Origin of the sequence: Paractinoplanes ovalisporus (assembly GCF_016834655.1) — a bacterium.
In the GTDB taxonomy this organism is placed as follows: Bacteria; Actinomycetota; Actinomycetes; order Mycobacteriales; family Micromonosporaceae; genus Actinoplanes; species Actinoplanes ovalisporus.
Genome location: NZ_JAENHP010000007.1, coordinates 1 through 20,692, shown reverse-complemented (window position 1 = coordinate 20,692; position 20,692 = coordinate 1). Strand labels below are relative to the sequence as shown.

The 20,692-nt window shown below is 69.9% G+C and carries 17 protein-coding genes; 7 read left to right on the top strand and 10 right to left on the bottom strand.

Going from position 1 to position 20,692, the window contains the following annotated elements; all coding sequences use genetic code 11:
- Window positions 1-158: 158 nt before the first annotated feature.
- The 3 genes from JIG36_RS22230 to JIG36_RS22220 form a co-directional block, all read right to left on the bottom strand.
- Window positions 159-1,178: a branched-chain amino acid ABC transporter permease gene (locus tag JIG36_RS22230; RefSeq protein WP_203378305.1), complete on the bottom strand. Its 1,020-nt coding sequence runs from the start codon at window positions 1,176-1,178 to the stop codon at window positions 159-161.
- A 268-nt stretch (window positions 1,179-1,446) separates the two neighbouring features.
- Window positions 1,447-2,334, bottom strand: a complete 888-nt coding sequence (locus JIG36_RS22225; protein ID WP_203378304.1) for a branched-chain amino acid ABC transporter permease — start codon at window positions 2,332-2,334, stop codon at window positions 1,447-1,449.
- Between the two features lie 4 nt (window positions 2,335-2,338).
- A complete protein-coding gene (locus JIG36_RS22220; RefSeq protein WP_236048086.1) occupies window positions 2,339-3,568 on the bottom strand; it encodes an amino acid ABC transporter substrate-binding protein in 1,230 nt (409 codons plus the stop codon).
- Window positions 3,569-3,842: 274 nt separating this feature from the next.
- Here JIG36_RS22220 and JIG36_RS22215 point away from each other — a divergent pair, with 274 nt between their 5' ends.
- Together JIG36_RS22215 and JIG36_RS22210 are read left to right on the top strand one after the other, a co-directional pair.
- Window positions 3,843-4,874, top strand: coding sequence for a LacI family DNA-binding transcriptional regulator (locus JIG36_RS22215; protein WP_203378303.1), 1,032 nt, complete (start codon window positions 3,843-3,845; stop codon window positions 4,872-4,874).
- Window positions 4,875-5,136: 262 nt separating this feature from the next.
- Window positions 5,137-7,380, top strand: a complete 2,244-nt coding sequence (locus JIG36_RS22210; RefSeq protein ID WP_203378302.1) for a catalase — start codon at window positions 5,137-5,139, stop codon at window positions 7,378-7,380.
- Here JIG36_RS22210 and aat read toward each other — a convergent pair.
- The 7 genes from aat to JIG36_RS22175 form a co-directional block, all read right to left on the bottom strand.
- Window positions 7,377-8,093, bottom strand: coding sequence for a leucyl/phenylalanyl-tRNA--protein transferase (aat, locus tag JIG36_RS22205; RefSeq protein WP_203378301.1), 717 nt, complete (start codon window positions 8,091-8,093; stop codon window positions 7,377-7,379). The genes JIG36_RS22210 and aat overlap by 4 nt on opposite strands.
- Window positions 8,094-8,172: 79 nt before the next feature.
- Window positions 8,173-8,844, bottom strand: coding sequence for a nucleoside/nucleotide kinase family protein (locus JIG36_RS22200; protein ID WP_307872852.1), 672 nt, complete (start codon window positions 8,842-8,844; stop codon window positions 8,173-8,175).
- Window positions 8,841-9,827 carry an ABC transporter permease gene (locus JIG36_RS22195; RefSeq protein WP_203378300.1) on the bottom strand — a complete coding sequence of 329 codons (987 nt, stop codon included), beginning with the start codon at window positions 9,825-9,827 and terminating at the stop codon, window positions 8,841-8,843. The genes JIG36_RS22200 and JIG36_RS22195 overlap by 4 nt, the downstream gene beginning before the upstream one ends.
- Entirely contained in the window at window positions 9,824-10,810 is a 987-nt protein-coding gene (locus tag JIG36_RS22190; RefSeq protein WP_203378299.1) for an ABC transporter permease, read from the bottom strand. Before JIG36_RS22190 ends, JIG36_RS22195 begins: the two co-directional genes overlap by 4 nt.
- The gene (locus tag JIG36_RS22185; RefSeq protein ID WP_203378298.1) at window positions 10,803-12,377 is read right to left on the bottom strand and encodes a sugar ABC transporter ATP-binding protein; all 1,575 of its coding nucleotides are present in this window, start codon (window positions 12,375-12,377) and stop codon (window positions 10,803-10,805) included. Before JIG36_RS22185 ends, JIG36_RS22190 begins: the two co-directional genes overlap by 8 nt.
- Before the next feature lie 5 nt (window positions 12,378-12,382).
- Entirely contained in the window at window positions 12,383-13,480 is a 1,098-nt protein-coding gene (locus tag JIG36_RS22180; protein ID WP_203378297.1) for an ABC transporter substrate-binding protein, read from the bottom strand.
- Between the two features lie 57 nt (window positions 13,481-13,537).
- Window positions 13,538-14,086: a phosphoheptose isomerase family protein gene (locus JIG36_RS22175; RefSeq protein ID WP_203378296.1), complete on the bottom strand. Its 549-nt coding sequence runs from the start codon at window positions 14,084-14,086 to the stop codon at window positions 13,538-13,540.
- A 172-nt stretch (window positions 14,087-14,258) separates the two neighbouring features.
- On the opposite strand from JIG36_RS22175, the gene JIG36_RS22170 reads away from it, so the two are divergent.
- The 5 genes from JIG36_RS22170 to JIG36_RS54110 all read left to right on the top strand — a co-directional run bounded on the left by JIG36_RS22170 (window position 14,259) and on the right by JIG36_RS54110 (window position 20,562).
- Window positions 14,259-15,257 (top strand): LacI family DNA-binding transcriptional regulator, encoded by a 999-nt coding sequence (locus JIG36_RS22170; protein WP_203378295.1) that lies wholly within the window; start codon window positions 14,259-14,261, stop codon window positions 15,255-15,257.
- 175 nt (window positions 15,258-15,432) lie between these two features.
- A complete protein-coding gene (locus tag JIG36_RS22165) occupies window positions 15,433-16,008 on the top strand; it encodes an NADPH-dependent FMN reductase (RefSeq protein ID WP_203378294.1) in 576 nt (191 codons plus the stop codon).
- Window positions 16,009-16,109: 101 nt separating this feature from the next.
- On the top strand, window positions 16,110-17,891 hold the full coding sequence (locus JIG36_RS22160; RefSeq protein ID WP_203378293.1) for an ATP-binding protein: 1,782 nt from the start codon (window positions 16,110-16,112) through the stop codon (window positions 17,889-17,891).
- Window positions 17,882-18,520, top strand: coding sequence for a response regulator transcription factor (locus tag JIG36_RS22155; protein WP_203378292.1), 639 nt, complete (start codon window positions 17,882-17,884; stop codon window positions 18,518-18,520). The genes JIG36_RS22160 and JIG36_RS22155 overlap by 10 nt, the downstream gene beginning before the upstream one ends.
- 344 nt (window positions 18,521-18,864) lie before the next feature.
- Window positions 18,865-20,562, top strand: coding sequence for a phospholipase A2 (locus JIG36_RS54110; protein WP_203378291.1), 1,698 nt, complete (start codon window positions 18,865-18,867; stop codon window positions 20,560-20,562).
- Window positions 20,563-20,692: the final 130 nt, after the last annotated feature.

Below are 20,692 nucleotides of genomic sequence, written 5' to 3'. Positions count from 1 at the left end.
TCCGTTGCTGAGCGAACGCGCACGAACGGCCATCCGCCGTCCGTTGCTGAGCGAACGCGCACGAACGGCCATCCGCCGTCCGTTGCTGAGCGAACGCGCACGATCGAGCACCCGGGCCGGCGCTGTCCGTTGTTGAGTGAACGCGCAATTCCCGGGCGTCATGAGTTGGCCGCCTCCCGCTCGCGCTTGCGTTGTTCGGCCAGGTCGGCCGCGGTCACTTCGCGGATCGAACTGTCCTCCCGCTTGCGCAGCCGCTTGACGAGCGCGGTCAGCGACGGGATCACGCCGTCCGGCATGAACATCACGACCAGGCCGAGCAGCAGGCCCGTCGTGACCAGGTGCAGCGGCGTGTTGCCGAACTCGACCTTGAAGTATTCGAGCGCGACACCGACGACGATCGCGCCGAGCACCGGGCCGTACAGGTTGCGCACGCCGCCGAGCAGCGCCATGAGCACGATGTACGAGCCGGTGAGCACGCTGAACTGGAACACCGGGTCGAGGTCGCCGAACCACAGCGCGTACAGCCCGCCGGCCAGCGCCGTGAACGCCGCCGACACGACGAAGACCGTCAGCTTGTACGCGAACGTGGGCGTCCCGAGCGACTCCGCCTTGTCCTCGTCCTCCCGGATCGCCTTCAGCCCCATGCCGAACCGCGACCGGTCGAGCAGCCACCACGTGGCCAGGGCGAGCAGGAGCAATCCCCCGTACAGGAAGAAGAAGACCCGGTGATGCTCCGGCCGCAACATGCCCGGGAACGGGCGCGGAACCACCAGACCGCGCGAGCCACCGGTCACCGACGACCAGCTCTGGAAGACGAGCAACAGGATGAGCACCAGCGCGATGGACACGATGACGAACGAAGCGCCACGAACGCGCAACGCGGCGAACCCGATCGGCACGGCCAGCGCGGCCACGAGCACGGCGGCCACGATCAGCGCGACGAAGCTGGGCAGGTCGGCTTTCGTGATGAGCAGCCCGGTCGCGTAACCGCCGAGACCGGCCAGGGCGCCGTGGCCGAGCGAGATGTAGCCGGTGAAGCCGCCGACGAAGTTCCACGCCGTGGCCAGCACCGCCCAGTTGAGGACGATCACCCCTGAGCTGAGGATGTACGGGTTGGGCGCGAGACTCGGGAACATCGCGATCGCGACGATCAGCACGGCGCCGGCGGCCAGCGGCATCCAGTTGCGGGCAGCCCGGAGACCCGTGGCGCCGCCGAGCGAATGCGCACTGCCGGATGGCTGCGCACCACCGAGCGAACGCTCACCGGCGGACGACTGCCCGTCACTGAACGAACGCTCACCACCGGGCGACTGCGCGTTGCTCGGCGAATGTGCACCGGCGGGCGACTGCCCGTCACTGAGCGAACGCTCACCAGCGGGCGATTGCGCGTTGCTGGGCGAATGTGCACCGGCGGGCGGCTGCGCGTTTCTGGGCGAGTGTGCGGCGTCAGAAGCGTTGGGCAAGACGGCCTCCGAAGAATCCCTGCGGCCGGACGGCCAGCGTGGCGAACAGCGCCACGTAGAACACGGTCTGGGCCCACGTGGCGCCCATCGGGATCTGCAACAGGCTCTGGGCCAGGCCGAGCAGCAACGCGGCGGCCGCGGCGCCGGGCACGCTGCCCAGGCCGCCGACCACGATGATCGCCATCAGCGGGCCGATCCAGTGCCAGTGCAGGCTGGGATAGATGGTGGTGTCGAGCGACAACGCGGTGCCGCCGACCGCCGCGGTGGCCAGCCCCAGCCCGAAGCCGAAGCCGGCCGTCCGTTCGGTGTCGATGCCGACCAGCCGGGCCGCGTCCTGATGCTGGATCGTGGCCCGCAGCGCCCAGCCGAACTGGGTGCGCTTCATCAGCAGGTACAACGCCACCAGTGAAATCGCGGCCAGGGCGAACGCGATCAGCTTGACCACGGCCACCCGGGCCCCGAAGATCCCGAAGCTGGCCGTGCCGTAGCCGAGCTGGATGCGGCGCTGGGTGCCGGTGAAGGCGTACCCGAGCAGACCTTCGATCATCAGCGCGATCGCGAACGTGATCAGCACCGACATCATCGTCAGGGTGGCCGGGCGCAGGCGCGACAGCAGTCCCCGTTGCAGCAGCACCCCCGCGCCGAAGAACAGCGGCACGGTCACCACCAGCGACAACAGCGGGTCGAGGCCGAGCCGGTCGTTGGTCCACCAGGCCAGGTAGGCGGCCAGGATGAGGAACGCCGAGTGGGCGATCATCACCACCCGCATGATGCCGAAGTAGAGGGTCAGCCCCGCGGCGAGCAGGGCATAGAGCCCGCCGAGGAGCAGACCGAGGATGATGCTCTGGAACAGCAGCGCACCGGACGGCATCGAATCACCAGGCCGGCTTCGGGTAGACCAGGTCGGCCTCCTTGGCGTCGGCCGGCAGCACGATCTTGATGTCGTTGCCGACCCACTGCTGGATCATGTGGGCGCCCTGGGGTTTGCCGGTGGCGTCCCATTTGAGCGGGCCGACGACGGTGTCGACCGTGTTGCCGTGCAGCCAGTCGATCAGCTTCTGCTGGCAGTCGCCCTGCTCGGCGCAGCCGGCCGCCTCGACCGCGGCCGCGACGACCTGGCCGGTGGTGTAGCCGTTGGCCTGGTCCTCCTCGGGCACCTTGCCGAACTGGGCCTTGAACTTCTCGACGAACTCCTTGTTGCTCTCGTACGGCGCGTCCTGGCTGTAACCGGTGGGCGAGAGAATGCCCTCGGTCTTGTTGCCGATCGCCTTGGCGAACTCGGGGCTCGTCGGGGCGGTCGAGAACGCGGCCAGCTTGGGCTGGTAGTTCAGCTGCTGCAGGGCCACGATCAGGTTGACGCCGTCCTGATATTGCGAGCCGCCGACCACCATGTCGGGCTTCGCGGCCGCGATCTTGGCGGCGATGCTGCCGAAGTCGGTGGTGTTGGGCGGGTAGACCTCGTCCACGACGGTCTTCACACCGGCGGCTTCCAACTTCTTCTTGAGCCCGTACGCCGTACCCTGCGCGAACGGATCGTCCATGGCCGCATAGGCGACGGTCCTGGGCTTCTCGCCCGCGGGCATCGCCAACAAGTATTCGGCCAGGTGGTTGTAGTGGTCGTCGGCCACCGCCGGGGCCGCGTAGAACAGGTTCTTGAAGCCCTGGTTGAACACCTCGGCGGCCGCGCCCGCGGGTTCGACGAAGAGCATGCCGTATTCCTGGGCGACCCGTGCCGAGGGGACGACGAGGCGGGTCGAGAACGGACCGACGACCAGGTCGACCTGGTCGCTGCCGATGAGTTGCTCGTAGTCGGCGACGACCCGGTCCGCGTTGGACTGGTCGTCCAGGATCTTGAGTTCGATCTTGCGGCCGCCGAGGAGGCCGCCCTTGTCGTTCGTTATCTTCGCCCAGGCCTCGTAGCCCTCCTGGACGCCCTTGCCGGGTTCGGAGAAGTCGCCGGTCAGCGGCAGGGAGATGCCGACGACGATCGGATCGTCGGCGCTGTTTCCGCCGCCCTCGTCGCCCCCGCCGCAGGCGGCGAGGCCGAGGGTCAGGCCGGCACTGAGCGCCAGGGCCCAGGTTGTACGTCTCGCGGGTGAACGCATCCTCGCAGCTCCTTTGCCGGGACGTAAGCGCTTGCGAAAGCGCTTACGTAGCCTAAAGTGATCGATGCGTCACATGCAACACCCCGGAAACTTATTAGCAGTCCGCCCAGCACCCGCCCAGCAGTCCGCCCAGCACCCGCCCGGCAGACCGCCCAGCACCCGCCCAGCACCCGCCCGGCATCCGCCTGGCGCCCGCCCGGCGGTCCCCCTGTCGTCCGTGGAGTTGACCCGACCCGTTGATCCGGCCCGATTCCGGCTCGTGGAGAGTTGATTCATGCCCAAGCCCGGTGTGAGGCTCCGCCTCGTCGATATCGCCGAACGCGCCGGCGTCTCGCTGGCCACGGCCTCGCGCGCGCTGGCCGGCCGCGACGGCGTGAGCGAGGAGGTCGCGGCGCGCATCCGGCAGATCTCGGAGGAGATGGGGTACGTCGCCAACCCGTACGCGCGAACTCTGGCCGGCGGCGCCAGCTCGACCGTCGGGCTGGTCGTGCACCAGGTCGACGACCCCTACTTCTCCGAGATCGCGGGCGGGGTCATCCGGGTCGCCGACGAACAGGGCCTGCTCGTGCAGATCTGCCACTCCGGCCGCGACCCCGAGCACGAGCTGCGCCAGATCCGGCACCTGATCAATCAGCGGGTCCGCATCATCATCGTGGCCGGCTCCGGTTTCGCCGACACCCGCCACGAGACCGCGGCCCGCGACGAGCTGTCGGCCTACGTACGGGGTGGTGGCCGGGTCGCCGTGATCGGCCGGCACTCACTCGGGGTCGACGCGGTGCTGCCTGACAACGAGGCCGGCGGCCGAGCGCTGGGCGAACACCTGCTGGAGCTCGGCCACCGCCACATCGCCATCGCGTCGGGGTCGGCCGACCTCAACACGGTGGTCGACCGGATGGCCGGCGTGGCGGCGGCGATCACCAGCGCGGGCCGGTCGATGGCGGACCTGCCGGTGATCCAGACCGACTTCACCCGCGACGGAGGCGTGGCCGCGACCGAGCTGATCCTGCGCGACCATCCCCGGACGACCGCGATCATCGCCCTGAACGACGCCATGGCCATGGGCGCCCTGTCGACGCTGCGGGCCCACGGCGTACCCGTGCCGGAACGCATGTCGGTGGTCGGCTTCGACGACGTCTCGGTCGCCGCCGACCTGGCCCCCAGCCTCACCACGATCCGCCTGCCGATGACCGACATGGGCAAGATGGCCCTGGCGCTGGCCCTGCGTCCGCCGGCGACCCGTCCCCGCCGGCGCTCCACCGGGCACACCCTCGTGGTGCGGGACTCGACCGGCCCGGCGCCGGCCTGAATGGCGCGGGACTCGACCCGCCCGGCCCCGGCCTGAATGGCGCGGGACTCGACCCGCCCGGCCCCGGCCTGAATGGCGCGGAACTCGACCGCCCTGGCCCCCGGCCTGAAAAGAACCCCGCGTACCCCGCCGCGCGCGTGTCATGCGTACGGGGAAACCGGTTCTTTTTTCTTATTGGTTCCAGTTTGTCGACCCGGGCCCCGGGTAGCCGAGTCCCGTCATTCCTTTGCGATGTTGCAAATGTTTTTGGAGGACCGGGTTCATGGAAGCCAAGAAGGCCGTCAAGAAGGCCGCCAACAAGGCCGCGTCGAAGGTCGCCGAGGCGCTCGGAGACCGGATCCCCGGCTCGCCGGGAAGCGGCACCCCGACGGTCGACGAGCCGACAACGCCGATCGAGCCGCTGCCGCCCAAGAGCGAGCAGGACGCCCCCGAGACCGTCACGCCGACCGGCGCCCCCACCGGCGCCGACAAGACGCTGAAGAGTCAGCAGGGAGAGTTCCTTACGACCGCCCAGGGCGCGCGGCTGCGCGACACCGACCATTCGCTGAAGGCCGGGCCGCGCGGGCCGATCCTGCTGCAGGACCACCATTTCCGTGAGAAGATCACGCACTTCGACCACGAGCGCATCCCCGAGCGGGTCGTGCACGCACGCGGCGCCGGCGCCCACGGCGTGTTCACCGGCTACGGCACCGCCACCGACCTCACCCGGGCCGGGTTCCTCGCCAAGGGGAAGGAGACCCAGGTCTTCGTACGCTTCTCGACCGTGCTCGGCTCACGCGGCTCGGCCGACACCGTACGCGACACGCGCGGGTTCGCGACGAAGTTCTACACCGACGAGGGCACGTTCGACCTGGTCGGCAACAACATCCCGGTGTTCTTCATCCAGGACGCGATCAAGTTTCCCGACATCATCCACGCCGGCAAGCCGCACCCCGACCGCGAGATCCCGCAGGCCCAGAGCGCCCACGACACGTTCTGGGACTTCGTCTCGCTGCACACCGAGGCCCAGCACCACACCATCTGGAACATGTCGGACCGGGGCATCCCCCGCTCCTACCGGACCATGGAGGGTTTCGGGGTCCACACGTTCCGGCTGATCAACGAGGCCGGCGAGACCGTGCTGGCCAAGTTCCACTGGAAGCCGAAGCTGGGCGTGCACTCGCTGGACTGGGAGGAGGCCCAGATCGCCTCCGGTGTCGACCCCGACTTCCACCGCCGTGACCTGTACGACGCCATCGAGTCCGGCGCCTTCCCCGAATGGGAGCTGGGCCTGCAGGTCTTCCCCGACACCCCGGAGGAGACGTTCGCCGGCATCGACCTGCTCGACCCGACCAAGATCGTGCCGGAGGAGCTGGCCCCGGTGCAGCGGGTCGGCAAGCTCGTGCTCAACCGGGTGCCGACCAACTACTTCGCCGAGACCGAGCAGGTCGCGTTCCACCTCGGGCACCTGCCGCCCGGCATCGACGTGACGAACGACCCGCTGCTGCAGGGCCGGCTCTTCTCGTACGTGGACACGCAGCTCACCCGGCTGGGCGGCCCCAACTACTCGCAGATCCCGATCAACCGGCCGCACTGCCCGGTCAACGACATGCTGCGGGACGGCTTCCACCAGCACGCGGTGCACGGTGGCGTGGCGCCGTACCGGCCGAACTCGCTCGACGGCGGGAACCCGTCCACCACCGACACCGGTTTCCTCGACATTCCCGTACGGGTGGCCGAGTCGACCAAGGTGCGCGAGAACCCGGTCTCGTTCGACGACCACTACAGCCAGGTCCGCCAGTTCTGGCTGAGCATGTCGCCGGTCGAGAAGGAGCACATCATCCGGGCGTACACGTTCGAGCTGGCCAAGTGCTACGAGCAGGCGATCAAGGAGCGCCAGGTGCAGTGCCTGGCCAACATCGACCCGGTGCTGTGCGAACAGGTGGCCACCGGTCTGGGCCTGCCCGTGCCGTCGCCGACGGTCGAGTTCGTCGAGGTCGAGCCGAGCCCGGCGCTGTCGCAGGTGACCGGCGAGTGGCCCGCCGACGGCCGGCTGATCGGCATCGTCGTCGACCCGGCGGCCGGGCTCGACGGGGTGGCCGCGGTCCGGACGGAGATCTTCAACGCCGGCATGACGCCCCTGGTGATCGCCCCGCACGGCGGCGAGATCGACGGCGTGACCGTGCAGCGCACGTTCGCCACCGCCCGGTCCGTCGAGTTCGACGCCATCCTGCTCGCGGGCGCCCCGGCCCCCGCCCCCGACGCGGCCCCGGCCCGGGACGCCAAGGCGGGCGCCGAGGCCTCGCTCACCGTCGACCCGCGGGTGCTGCTGCTGGTCGAGGAGGCCTGGCGGCACGCCAAGGCGATCGCCGCGTGGGGTGGCGGCGCCGACGTGCTGGCTCAGGCCGGGATCGCCGGCTCCCCCGGCGTGATCAGCGCCGACTCGGGCTCGGCGGCGCTGACCGAACTGCAGCCGCTGCTGGCCAAGCACCGGGTGTGGCAGCGTTTCCCGGCCACGGTGGCCTAACGCACCCGCTCCCAGGGTCCCCGTCGAGTGTCCCGCTCCAGTGCCTTGGCCAACCGCGCCTGGAACTGGGGCTGGGGCAACTCGACGGCGCCCAGACGGCGTACGTGCGGGGTGGTCATCTGGCAGTCCACCAGCTGGAAGTCCCACATGTGGAGCTGGTCGAGCAGGTCGACGAGGGCCACCTTGGACGCGTCGGACTCGAGGTGGAACATGGACTCGCCGAAGAAGGCGCCGCCCAGCGACACGCCGTAGAGACCGCCGACCAGCTTGGGCCCGTTCCAGGCCTCGACCGAGTGGGCGAAGCCGAGCTCGTGCAGCCGGATGTAGGCCTGCAGCATGGCGGGCGTGATCCAGGTGCCGTCGTCGTCGCGCGGAACGGTGGCGCAGGCCGCGATCACCTCGGGGAACGCCCGGTCGTAGGTGAGCGTGAACGGCGCCCGCCGCACGACCCGGCGTGTGCTGCGGTTGACGCTGATCTCCCCCGGCACGATCACGGTGCGGGGGCTCGGGCAGAACCAGGGCAACGACTCCGAGCCCGACGAGGGCCAGGGAAAGATCCCGTTCGCGTACGCCACCAGGAGCCGCTCGGGCCCGAGGTCACCCCCGACGGCCAGCAGTCCGTCGCGGCGGGCCTTGGCCACCGGCGGAAACCCGAACGCGCGCAGCGCCCCTCGCAGTTCGAGACCCAGGTTGGCCTCGCGCCCCCGCCCCATGCGGCGACGATAGCGCCCCCACCCCGCGCGCGGCCCGCAGGGCACGCGGGGCAGAGGCTGCCGCGCGGCCCCGCGGGCGTCAACCGTGGACGAGGACCAGGTCGGCCCGGTTCTTGGAACGGGCCACCAGGTCGGCGTTGCGCTGGTCGGAGCCCCGGGCGCGGCGTTCGGCCGTGACCGGGTCGTCCTTGAAGCGCACGTGCCGTTCGACCAGGCGGTCTATGCGCGTGCCGTCGTCGAGTTCGACGTACCAGGCCTCGTCCAGCAGGGTCCGCACCTGGGTCCAGGGAGCGGTGTCCAGCAGCAGGTAGTTGCCCTCGGTGATGATCACGCGGACGCGCGGCGGGACGGCGACGGCCGCGGCCACGGCGTCGTCGATCTCGCGGCGGAACTCGGGGGCGTACACCGTGGTGTCGGTCTCCAGCCGCAGCCGCTGGAGCAGGGCCACGTAGCCGGCGCCGTCGAACGTCTCGGGGGCGCCCTTGACGTCGGCCAGGCCCATCCGCTCGATCGCCGACTGGGCCAGGTGGTAGCCGTCCATCGGCACCAGCGCGACCTGGCCCGGCAGCAGCTCGTCGAGACCGCTGACCAGCAGCTCCGAGATGGTGGACTTGCCGGCGCCGGGCGGGCCGGTCAGGCCGATCAGCACCCGGTCCTGCACCAGCAGGCGGTCCTCGACCCGCTGGCGCAGCGAGTGCAGCGTCGTCGTGTCCCAGGGCAGGGTCGGCGGGCCGCCGATGGTCGCCGTCACGACTTCTTCCTTCCGCGGCCCACGCCGGTCTGCAGCAGCACCACGACGAGCAGGAAGGCGCCGCGGACGACGTTCTGCCAGTACGAGTTGATCTCGATGCCGCCGCGGCCGTTCTCGAAGTTGATGATCGTGAAGATGACCTGCAGCAGGAGCAGGCCGGCCAGGGTGCCGCCGATCGAGCCGACGCCGCCGGTGAGCAGCGTGCCGCCCACCACCACGGCCGCCACCGCGATCAGTTCCCAGCCGACGCCGGTGTCCATGCTGACCGAGCCGGTCTGCGACCCGAGCACCACGCCGGCCAGGCCCGCGAGCGCACCGGAGAGCAGATAGACCGAGAACTTGTTGAGCCGGGTCGGCACGCCGAGCAGCGAGGTCGACTCCTCACTGTCGCCGATGGCCAGCACCGTACGGCCCCACGCCGTGAACTTGAGCACCACGGCCGCGATCACGAACAGCACCACCATGAGCCAGAATCCCGTGGTCAGCCCGAAGATCTTGTCGCGGGCCAGGGAGGTCAGCGCCCCGCTGCCGTAGACCACGGTCTGCGTGTCGGCCAGTTGCAGGCCCAGCCCGCGGGCCCAGAGCAGCGTGGCCAGCGTGACCACGAACGGTTCGAGTCGCGAGTGCGCGATCAGCAGGCCGTTGACCGCGCCCACCGCCGCGCCCGTGCCGACGCCGACCAGCACCGCCACGACCGCGCCGTGCGGGCTGGCCAGTCCCCCGGCCACGCCGGCCAGCAGGATCACCGAGCCGACCGACAGGTCGATGCCGCCCGTCATGATCACGAAGGTCATGCCCAGCGCGATCAGGGAGTATTTGACCGCGTCGTCGAAGTACGAGGTCAGGTTGATCCCGGAGTAGAACGCGTCGCCGTAACGCAGCGACGCCAGCAGCACGACCAGCACGAGGACGGCGACCGTGCCGCGACGCTGGAGGGCGAGCCGGTGCCCGACGGTCGCGACGTCGGCGGTGGCGGCGCTCATCGCGCGTCCCGCGAGCGGCGCAGCAGATAGATGGCAGCCACGATGATGAGTCCTTGTGCGATCTGGGCGACCTCACGGGGGATGCCGTGGGCCACCAGGGTGTTCTGCAGGAGCCGGAGCATCAGGACGCCGACGATCGTGCGCCCGGGCGAGAAGGTGCCGCCGGCCAGCGTCGTGCCGGCCACGGCGACCGCCGCGATCGCGTCCAGCTCCATGTTGAGCCCGGCGTTGGTCGCGTCCGAGGCCTGGATGCGGCCCAGTTCGAGCAGGCCGACAAAACCGGCAAGACCACCCGCGACCACGTACGCCATGGTCTTGACCCGCTTCGTGCGGATGCCCACCAGGCCGGCCGCACGCTCGTTGCCGCCCACCGCCAGCAGCTTGGTTCCGGCCGGGGTGAAGCGGGTGACCAGCATGATGGCGACGGTGACCACGATCAGCGAGAACACCGAGATGGGCAGCCCCGCGACCACGCCGAGCCCGAGGAACTCGACGATCGGCTGGTTCACGGTCTGGATGCGGCCACCGGTGACGACCTGGGCCAGGCCGCGCCCGGCGGTGAACAGCACCAACGTGGCGATCATGGGCTGGATGCCGAACCGGGAGACCAGCGTGCCGTTGAACAGGCCCGCGGCCACGCCGACCAGGATGCCGATCGGCAGCGCGACCAGGGGCGGCACGCCGTCGAGCAGGAACACCGCCGTGACCTGGCCGGAGAGCGCGACCACGGCGCCCACCGACAGGTCGATGCCGCCGGTCGCGATGACCAGGGCCATGCCCAGGGCGACGATCGCGGTCGGCGCCGCCTGACGCAGCTGCACGAACAGGATGTTGCGCAGGTCCAGGAAGTTCTCGGTGAAGATGATGTTGAACAGGACCAGCAGGGCCAGCACGATCGCCGCGCCGTAGCGCCGGATGAACGTGGGCCAGTCAATCTTGCGGAGGACCGAGGTCTCGGCCGGCCGCGTCGCGAGGTCAGTCATCAGCCTTGTCTTTCTGGGGCACGTCCGGCGAAGACGCTTCGGACGGCGGCACCGCCTCGCCGCTCGCCATCACGGCCATCAGCGACTCCTCCGAGAGCCGGTCGAGGGAGACCCGGGCCACCGACACGCCGTCGCGCAGCACGGTCACGTCGTCGCAGGCGCTGACGACCTCTTCCAGCTCGGACGAGACGAGCAGCACGCCCATGCCGTCCGCGGCCAGCTTGTCGACCAGCGCCAGGATCTCGGCCTTGGCACTGACGTCGATGCCCCGCGTGGGTTCGTCCAGCAGCAGCACCGCCGGCTCGGTGGCCAGCCACCGGGCGAGCAGCACCTTCTGCTGGTTGCCGCCGGAGAGCTCGACGATCGGCTGGTCGGCCTGGGCCTTGATGCCGAGGCGGGCGATGTAGTCGGTGACGATCTGCCTCTGCCGCTTACGGTCGACGATGCCGCGCTTCGTCAGCTTCGGGAGCAGCGCCAAAGTCAGGTTGTCGCGCACCGACAGGTGGGGAACGATGCCTTCGGCCCGGCGGTCCTCGGTCAGGAACGCGACCCTGGCGGCGATCGCTTCCCCCGGCGTACGGAGGGAACCGGTCCTGCCGTTGACCTTGATCTCGCCGGCGTCGAGCGGGTCGGCGCCGAACACCGAGCGCAGCAGCTCCGAACGGCCGGAGCCGAGTAGCCCGGCCACGCCCTGGACCTGACCCGCGTACACCGCAAGCGAAGCGTCACGCAGACGCGGAGCCGACGCCGCGCCGCTCACCGCGAGCACCGGCTCGGCCTGCTGCTTCGGACGGGCCGAGGTGCGGGCACCCGACGCCACCTGTTCCGCCGCCCGGCCCAGCATCTTGCTGACCAGCTCGTACTGGTTGAGCGTGGCCAGGCTCTCCTCGGCGACCGTACGGCCGTCGCGCAGCACCGTGACGTCCTCACAGATCTCGTAGAGCTCGTCCATGCGGTGCGAGACGAAGACCATGCTGACGCCGGAGTCACGCAGCGAGCGCATCACGCCGAACAGCGTCTCGACCTCGCGTTCGGCCAGCGACGACGTCGGCTCGTCGAGCACGAGCAGCCGCGCCTCGAGCGACACCGCGCGGGCGATCGCCGTCATCTGCTGGGTGGCGACGCGGTAGCTGCCCAGCGGGCGGGTCACGTCGATGTCGAGCGACAGCTTGGCCAGGGCGTCGCGGGCGCCGGAGCGCATGGTGGCCCAGTCGACGAAGCCGCGACGGCGCGGGAACCGGCCCAGGAAGATGTTCTCGGCCACCGACAGCTTCGGGACCAGGTTCACCTCCTGATAGATGGTGACGACGCCGGCCTTCTGGGCGTCGGCGGTCGAGCGGAAGTCGACCGCGTTGCCGTCGAGCCGCACCTCGCCGCCGTCTCGCCGGTACACACCGGTCAAGATCTTGATGAGGGTGGACTTGCCGGCGCCGTTCTGCCCGATCAGCGCCCGGATCTGGTTGCGGCCGACCGTCATGGTCGCGTCGTCGAGGGCCCGCGCGCCGCGGAACGACTTGGTCACCCCGCGCATCTCGAGCAGCGGGCCCTCATGGGTCACGTCGGTCATCGCACTCAGTACGCCTGGTTCACGAACTCGGCGGCGTTGGACGCGTCGAACAGCCGGTCCTCGTTGAGGATCTTGGTGGGTACGTCGTCGCCGGCCGCGTACTGCTTCATGATCTCGAACGCCTTGGGGCCGAAGCGCGGGTTGCACTCGACGTTGGCGGCCATGGTGCCGTCGACGATCGCCTGCAGCGCCTCCTTGGAGCCGTCACCCGAGACGACCAGGATGTCCTTGCCGGGCACCTTGCCGGCGGCCCGGATCGCGGCGATCGCGCCCATGGCCATGTCGTCGCCCTGGGCATAGACGGCGGTCACGTCGGGGTTGGCCTGCAGCAGCGACTCGGTGATGTCCTGGGCCCGGGCCCGCTGGTTGTCGGCGTCCTGGGTGGCGACCAGTTCGAGGCCGGGGCACTCCTTGAGCGCGTCCTCGAAGCCCTTCTTGCGGTCGACGGCCGAGGACGATCCCGTGGTGCCCTCGAGCGCGATGACCTTGCCGGTGCCGCCGGTGGCCTTGGCCAGGGCGTACGCGGCGCGCTTACCCTCCTGCACGAAGTCCGAGACGATGGTCGTCACGTAGTCCGTGCCCGCCTTGGCCTGCGAGTCCGAGACCGTGCGGTCGATCAGGAAGACCGGGATACCGTCCGCCTTGGCCTCGCCGATGACGGTGCCGATCTCCTCGGTCATCGGGGCCACGAACAGCGCGTCCGGCTTCTGCGCGATCAGGCTGCGGATGTCCTGGATCTGCTTGGACTGGTTGTTCTGAGCGTCGGTGACCTGGATCTGGTAGCCGAGACGCTTGGCCTCGTCCTGCATGCTCTGGGTCTCGGCAATGCGCCAGGCGCCGTTGTTGGCGTTCTGGCTGAAGGCGACCCGGTAGGTGTCCTTCTGGGCGAGCTTGGGGGCGTTCTCGGCGATCGGGGTGTCGTCGGCGGGCTGCGAGTTGCCCGGGTCGGCGGCGGTGGCGATCGCGCAGTTGGCGGCCGGGCTGGCCGCGCCGGCGGCGGCGCCGCCCTCGCTGCTGCCGCCCGAGTCGACCGAGCAGCCGGAGACGAGCAGGGCGGCGGCGCCGGCGGTGGCTATCCAACGGAGGTGGGTGCGTACCCGCATGCTGGTGTGGCTCCTTAAGGGGGATATGTCGGTTTGGTTGGCGTTCGTGTCGCAGGGTTATTCGAGGTTGGTGTGGCGCGAGCGCAGCGCTTCGGCCGACTCGGCGCGGCGCTCGCGGACCCGGTTGGTGATCAGGTCGACCAGGACGAAGAGCGCGATCTCGTACGCGGAACCCATGGGCAGCACGGCCTGGGACGCCTGGTCGTCGGCCATCGTCTGGGCGGTGATCTTGACCACGACGTCGGCCTTGTCCGCGGGCGGGTTCTGCGGCTGCGCGGTCAGATAGAGCAGACGGGCGCCGTCCCGCCGGGCGACACCGGCCAGGGCCTCGACCATCGAGATGTTGCCCGGCCCGCACGACAGGATCAGCAGGTCACCCTCGCCGATGTGCGGGGTGGTCATCTCGCCCTGGTAGTGCACGTCGAGACCGGCGTGGAACAGTCGCATGACCAGCCCGCGCATCACCAGACCCTCGCGGCCACCGGCGAAAGCGGCGATCCGCCGGGCCGCGAGCAGTTCGTCCACGATGGCGTCGAGCTCCGCCTCGGTGACGCTCTCGACGGCGGTCGCGACCTCGTCGATGGCCCGCTGGACTTCGGTAGACATCTCTTCGACTCCTCTTGCGCAAACCCCGAAACCGCGACGTGAGCACATCTGCGCTGGTCGTTACCGGGTGGATTGCGTCGAGGCTAAGAATCGAGGGCCATGCGGCTCCACTGTTTGCGCAAGCATTTGCGCAAGCTCGACACCCCCGGGTAACACAGACGACGTGATCACGATGAGTTCCGTCGCCGAGGCGGCCGGGGTGTCGCTGACGACGGTTTCGCACGTGCTCAACCGCACGCGGCACGTCCGGGCGGAGACCCGGGCCCGGGTGCTGGAGGCGGCCGAGGCGCTCGGCTACTACGACATGCGGGTGGCGCGGGCCCGCGAGACGAAGCTGACCATCGGCGTGGTGCTGCCGGCCATGTCCAGCCCGTACTTCGGCGAGCTGATCGACAGCATCGACGCCGAGGCCGCCCGGGCCGGGGCGACGCTGCTGCTCAGCGCCAGCGGGGAGAGCCCGGCCAAGGAGGCGTCGGCCGTGCGGGCACTGCTCGACCGCAACGTCGACGCGATGATCGTGGTGCCGACGGCGGGCTGGCGCGACCGCACCCGCCCGCTGCTGCGCGACGCGCGGGTCGCCACCGTGCTCGCCGACCGTCTCGAGGACCGCGGCTTCGACCAGGTCGGCTCCGAGAACACCCTGGCCACACGGCGCCTGATCGAGCACCTGATCACGGCCGGCCACGACCGGATCGGCATGATCACCGGTTTGACCGGCCTGTCCACGTCACGCGAGCGTGAGACCGGTTTCCGCCTGGCCCACGAGGGCGCCGGCCTGGACGTGGACCCCGCGCTGATCTGGGACGGCCGGTCCACGGTCCGCGGCGGTTACGCGGCGGCCGAGGAGATGCTGCGGGGACCGAACCCACCGTCGGCGGTGTTCTGCGGCAACAACAACATGACGATGGGCCTGCTCGGGGCGATCCGGCGGGAACGCGTACGGGTGCCGTCGGATCTCGCCGTGGTGGCCTTCGACGACCTGGAGTGGGCCGACATCGTCTCGCCCAGCGTCACGTCGATCGCCCAGCCGTTCCACGCGATGGGCAGCCGGGCGGTGCAGATGGCCCTGCAACGCCTGGGTGACCAGCGGCGCGAGCCCCGGACGATCCGCTTGCCGGCCTCGATCGAGCACCGCGAGTCCTGCGGCTGCCACACGCCCGTGGCCGCCTGACGGCGGCGCGGCCCGTACGCCGGCGCATGGGGCAGCCTTGCCGTTGTCCGCCCGGTAAAGTCAGAGCTGATCGCCGGAAAGATAGGCATGTGATGCTTCTGACTCAGGGGCACACGGGCCACCCTCGGATCCGTTAAAGTTGCTTACGCAAATACTTCGCGTCCGAGGGAACGATATGAGCGAGCTCAATTTACTGGTGGTCGTCGGTAGCACGCGTCCGGGACGGGTCGGCCCGACCGTCGCCGAGTGGTTCGTCGACGCGGCCAAGGCCCACGGCGGCTTCCAGGTGACGGTTGCCGACCTGGCCGAGGAGAACCTGCCGCTGCTCGACGAGCCGCACCACCCGCGGCTGCGCAACTACCAGAACGACCACACCAAGCGGTGGAGCGAGAAGGTCGACGCCGCCGACGCGATCGTCTTCGTGATCCCCGAGTACAACTACGGCCTCGGCGCGGCCTTCAAGAACGCCCTCGACTACCTGCACGCCGAGTGGAACTACAAGCCGGCCAGCGTCGTCAGCTACGGCGGCGTCTCCGCCGGCACCCGCTCGGCCCTGGCCCTGCAGACCACCGCGTACGCGCTGCGCATGTTCATGATCCCGGAGTCGGTGAACATCCCGTTCGTCCGCAACCTCATCGACGACACGGGCCAGTTCACCCCGAACGAGACCACCGTCGCCGCCGCCACCGCCGTGCTCGACGAGCTGGCCAAGGTGAGCGAGGCCCTGAAGCCGCTGCGCACCGCGCAGTAGCACCGGGAATTTTGAGGGTTTCCCCTCAATATCAAGATCCAGCTCCCCGGCCGGCTGATCGCCATTGCCAGGTGCGGCGGCTCTCGGCCAGCATCGGAACCATGGTCGATGTCCACACCGGGGCGGCGGGCCGACGTGTCGTCGGGTGGGGGCCGGTGATCGCCACCGTGGTCGCCGGGGTCTTCGCCGGGTTGTCGTGGGCGCCCCGGTGGGAGGACGACTTCCTCCTGGGCGTCCTCTACCTGCTGGACGTCGCTTCGTTCGCCGCGACCGGCGCGTTCCTGCTCTCCGACGGCCGCACGGGCCGGCTCGGCTGGGGCATGATCGGTGCTTCCTTCTGCTATGCCGTGTCGTGGTGGTGGATCTGGCCACCGGAATGGCACGTGGGCCCGGTTCCGCTGATCTCGTTCGTTCTCGGATACGGGTGGTTCGTCGTCGGCGGGCTGGCCCTCGTGCGCTATCCCGAACCGGCGCTCCGGCGTCGCCATGAGCAGGTCTACTTCGTGACGCTCGCGGTGTGGGTCTTCGGCGGCAAACTTGTCGTCGCCGCGCTCTCCCGGCCGGAATGGAAACGGTGGGATGCCGGCGCGTGGTGGCCCACGATCGTCGCCGACCGGCCGCTGTCCGAACTCGTCAGCAGTGTGGTCGGCGGCGGTGTGACCGTGCTGGCTCTCATGTTGCCCGTGCTGCTGATCTACCGGGTACGGCGTTCGCAAGGTCTCGAACGCGCGGACATGTTGCCCGCGACGGCGGCCGCCGTCTCGATCGGAGTCGTCGGCGGGCTGTATCTCATCGCGGTCCAACTGCACGTGAGAGGCCACTTCACCGACGGACTACGCGCTCTCTCCACGCTCGCGGCCCTGGTCGCTCCGGTCGCCTTCATCGTGAGCATCCTGCAGCGCCGGCTCAAGAGCGGGCTCAGCGAGGACGACATCCGGTTGATCTCCCGCAGCGAGACCATCGAGCAGATGCAGGCCGCCCTCCGGCGCGTTCTCGACGATCAGACCCTGGTGCTCGCCGTACGGTCCGCGTCGCCGTCGGGCTACCTGGCGCCGAGCGGCTATCCGCTGGAGCTGGGTGAGCACACGCGCTGGCAGGTCGAGGTCCCGGACCGCGGCGGCCGATCGATCGGCGCGCTCCTGGTCGACCCCACGTTGCACCGCCGGGAGAACGCCGTCCGCGCCGCCGCCGTGGCGTGCGGCATCGCTCTGAACGACGGGGTGCTGCAGAGAGACCTGACCACCAAGCTGTCCCAGTCGCAGAGATCACGCCGGCGCCTGACCCGGGCGTCGCTGAACGAGATGCAACGCATCGGGCACGAGCTGCACGACGGGGTCAACTCGACCCTGCAGGCGGTGCAGGCGCACCTGACCCGGATCCGCGTCCACCTGCGCCGGCAGATGGGTGGAACCGACCAGACCACAGAGCTCGGCGACGCCGTGAACGACGCGCAGGCCGCGGTGCAGGTGGCCGTCAAGGAGCTGCGCGACCTGGCCCGCGGCATCCATCCCGAGGTGCTCGAGGAGGGCCTTCACTCCGCTCTCCGCCGCAAGTTCGACGGCGTCCCGCTGCCGATCACCCTGGACATCGACGATCGGCGGACACCCCTGGAAGTCGAGTTCCTGATGTACCGGCTGGCCAGTGAGGCGGTGAACAACGCGCTGAAGCACGCCGACGCGACCGCGGTCGCGGTGACCACCGGAGTCGCCGACGGGGTCGCCACGGTGCGGATCAGCGACAACGGGCGCGGCGGGGCCCGCGCCGAACCCGATTCGGGGCTCGAGGCGCTCCGGGAGGGTGTCCGGTCGCTGCGGGGCGAACTGACCATCACCAGTGCACCCGGCGAGGGCACGGTCATCGAGGGGGTGATCCCGTGCGAGTAGCACTCGCCGAGGACAGCGCGATCTTCCGGACCAGCCTCACGCAGCTGTTGCGCGCCCTGGAATTCGACGTCGTCCTCGCCGTCGGCGACGGGCCCGCGCTGCTGGCCGGCGTCGCGGCCGATCCACCCGAGGTGGTGGTCCTGGACGCCCGCATGCCCCCGTCCGGCGACGGGGAGGGATTCCGTGTCGCGGAGAAGCTGCATCGCCTGCACCCTCGGGTCGGGATACTCGTGTTCTCCACATACGAGTTCCACGCCTACGCGCGGCGACTCGTCGAGCAGATCCCGGGCGGCGTCGGCTACCTGGTCAAGGACCGCGTCCGCGACGAGGAGGTGCTCAAGGACGCCATCATCCGGGTGGCCGACGGCGAACTCGTCCTGGACGCGATCATCGCCCAGCGCATCTCCGACGCCGCGCCCGAGGAGCTGTCCCCGGCCGAGCGTGAGGTGCTGCGGCACGTCGCCTCCGGGCTCAGCAACCGGGCTGTCGCCGCGCGGATGCTGATCAGCGAGCCCGCCGTCGAACGGCACCTGACCGCCATCTTCCGGAAGCTCAACCTGCCGACGGACTCCCACCACAATCGGCGCGTCCTCGCCATCCTCCGCTGGTTGGACGCACAGCAGAGTTGATCTTTCCGGCGTTGCCGGCTCTTCCGAAGATGATTCGCCTCATGGGTGTTCGCATTCCGCGGCGCGATTCTGAGGGCTTTCCCCGCTATCGCGCCGGGTCGGGCCTTCCTAGGTTGAGACCGCGAAACATTCCTCGGTGAACGGTGACCGTCGCGGGGAGCGGAGTGCGGTTCGCAGGAGCGGGCCGGCACCGGTGGCGGCCGGTGCCGGTCTTGCGACCGGTGACATCAACCGCCATCGGACCTATGGCTGGAGTCGTTCGAGTGAATCAGGCGAATCAATCCTCTCCTCCCCCACCGGCCCGGCACCGGCGTCCGCACCGGACGCGCCGTCCACGGCGGACGGTGGGCGCCGCCCTGCTGACCGCGGCCCTGATCGGCGGGGCGAGCCCGCTGCTGCTGGGCGACGCGGACGCCGCGGTCGGCCGGGCCTTCACGGGCATCGCGGCCCGGTCCGGCGGGGACGGATACCTGCTGTCGTCGACGCGCGGCGAGATGTACGCGTTCGGCGGCGCGTCCGCGGTGCGCAACCCGGCCGGCTTCACCGGTGACATTGTCGACGTGGCGCTCACCGCGGACGGCCGCGGGGCGCTCGCGGTCAGCTCCGCCGGCCAGTTCTACGCCTACGGCACGGCCCGGTCCCAGCCGAACCCGGTCGGGTTCAGCGGCCGGATCGTCGGGGTCGCGCTCACCGCCGATGGTCAGGGCGCGATGGCGGTCAGCTCGGCCGGGCAGTTCTACGCCTACGGCACCGCCCGGGCCCAGAACAATCCGGTCGGGTTCGGCGGCGAGATCGTCGACGTGGCGCTCACCGCGGACGGCCGGGGCGCGATGGCGGTCAGCTCGATCGGGCAGTTCTACGCCTACGGCACCGCCCGGGCCCAGAAGAACCCGTCGGGCTTCTCCGGGCGCATCGTCGGCCTCGACCTGACCGCCGACGGCCAGGGTGTGATGGCGATGAGCTCGGCCGGGCAGTTCTACGCCTACGGGAGCGCGACCGCCCAGCCCAACCCGACCCGGTTCAGCGGGGAGATGACGGCGCTCGACCTGACCGGCGACGGTCGCGGGGTGGTCGCGATGTCGAGCACCGGTCAGGTGTACGCGTACGGCACCGCCCGGCACTATGGCAACGGCGATTCCGGCTGCACCCCGTACGCGGGAACTCCGGTCTGCTTCGACATCCGCGCCCGCTACCAGGCCCTCGGCGGCCCGGACGGCCCTCTCGGCGCGCCCACCAGTGGCGAGTTCGCCGTCGTCAACAACGGGCGTGGGCAGCACTTCCGCACCGGGTCGATCTATTGGTCGGCCGGAACCGGCGCCTGGGACGTACGCGGCGTCATCCGCGACAAGTACTTCTCCATGGCCGCCGAGCGTGGTGTTCTGGGCCTGCCGACCAGCGGGGAATCGTTCTCGAACGGCCGGTACGGCAGCCGTTTCACCAACGGTTCGATCTATTTCTCCGGCCCGACCGGCACCCACGAGGTGCATGGCGAGATCAACGAGGTGTACGCCCGAAACGGATACGCCGAGGGCCGGCTGGGCATGCCGCTGACCGACGAGGTGGACGCCGCCGGTCCGTGGGCGGGCGGCCGGCTCAACTTCTTCACCACCGGATACGTCGTCTGGGACGGGCGCAGCACGAAGGTCGGCAGCTCCTCGCGGGCCGACATGCTCGGCGAGGCCCGCAGCCTTCAGGACATGAGCCTCGACAACTTCGTCGCCGTCCAGCGCGGCCTCGAGAAGTCGAGGGATCCGCTGAACTGGGACACCGACGGCTGCTCGGCACCCTGGTTCATCGATCTCGACGCCATGTTTCTCGACGCCTGCCACCGGCACGACCTGGGGAACAAGACGTTCGGCCCGAAGCACCAGGGGCTGGACACGTCGTCGGCCAGTCTCGACCGCGTGAACAACCGGTTCAAGCAGGACATGCTGACGATCTGCGCGAAGCATGGCAACCCGCGGGGCTGCGGAACGATCGCCGACGCCGCGTACAAGGCCGTCTACTACAACGCCACCAACGGCAAGCACTGGTGGCGGTAGGCATCCCGGTCTTCTACTGGGCGACCTTGAAGAGGTTGTTCAGCTGGTCGTTCACGGTGGTCAGCGACGACACGGGTGCGTCACCGATGTAGACGGCGTCCATCCGGGGCTGCAGCAGCGCCGTGATGTC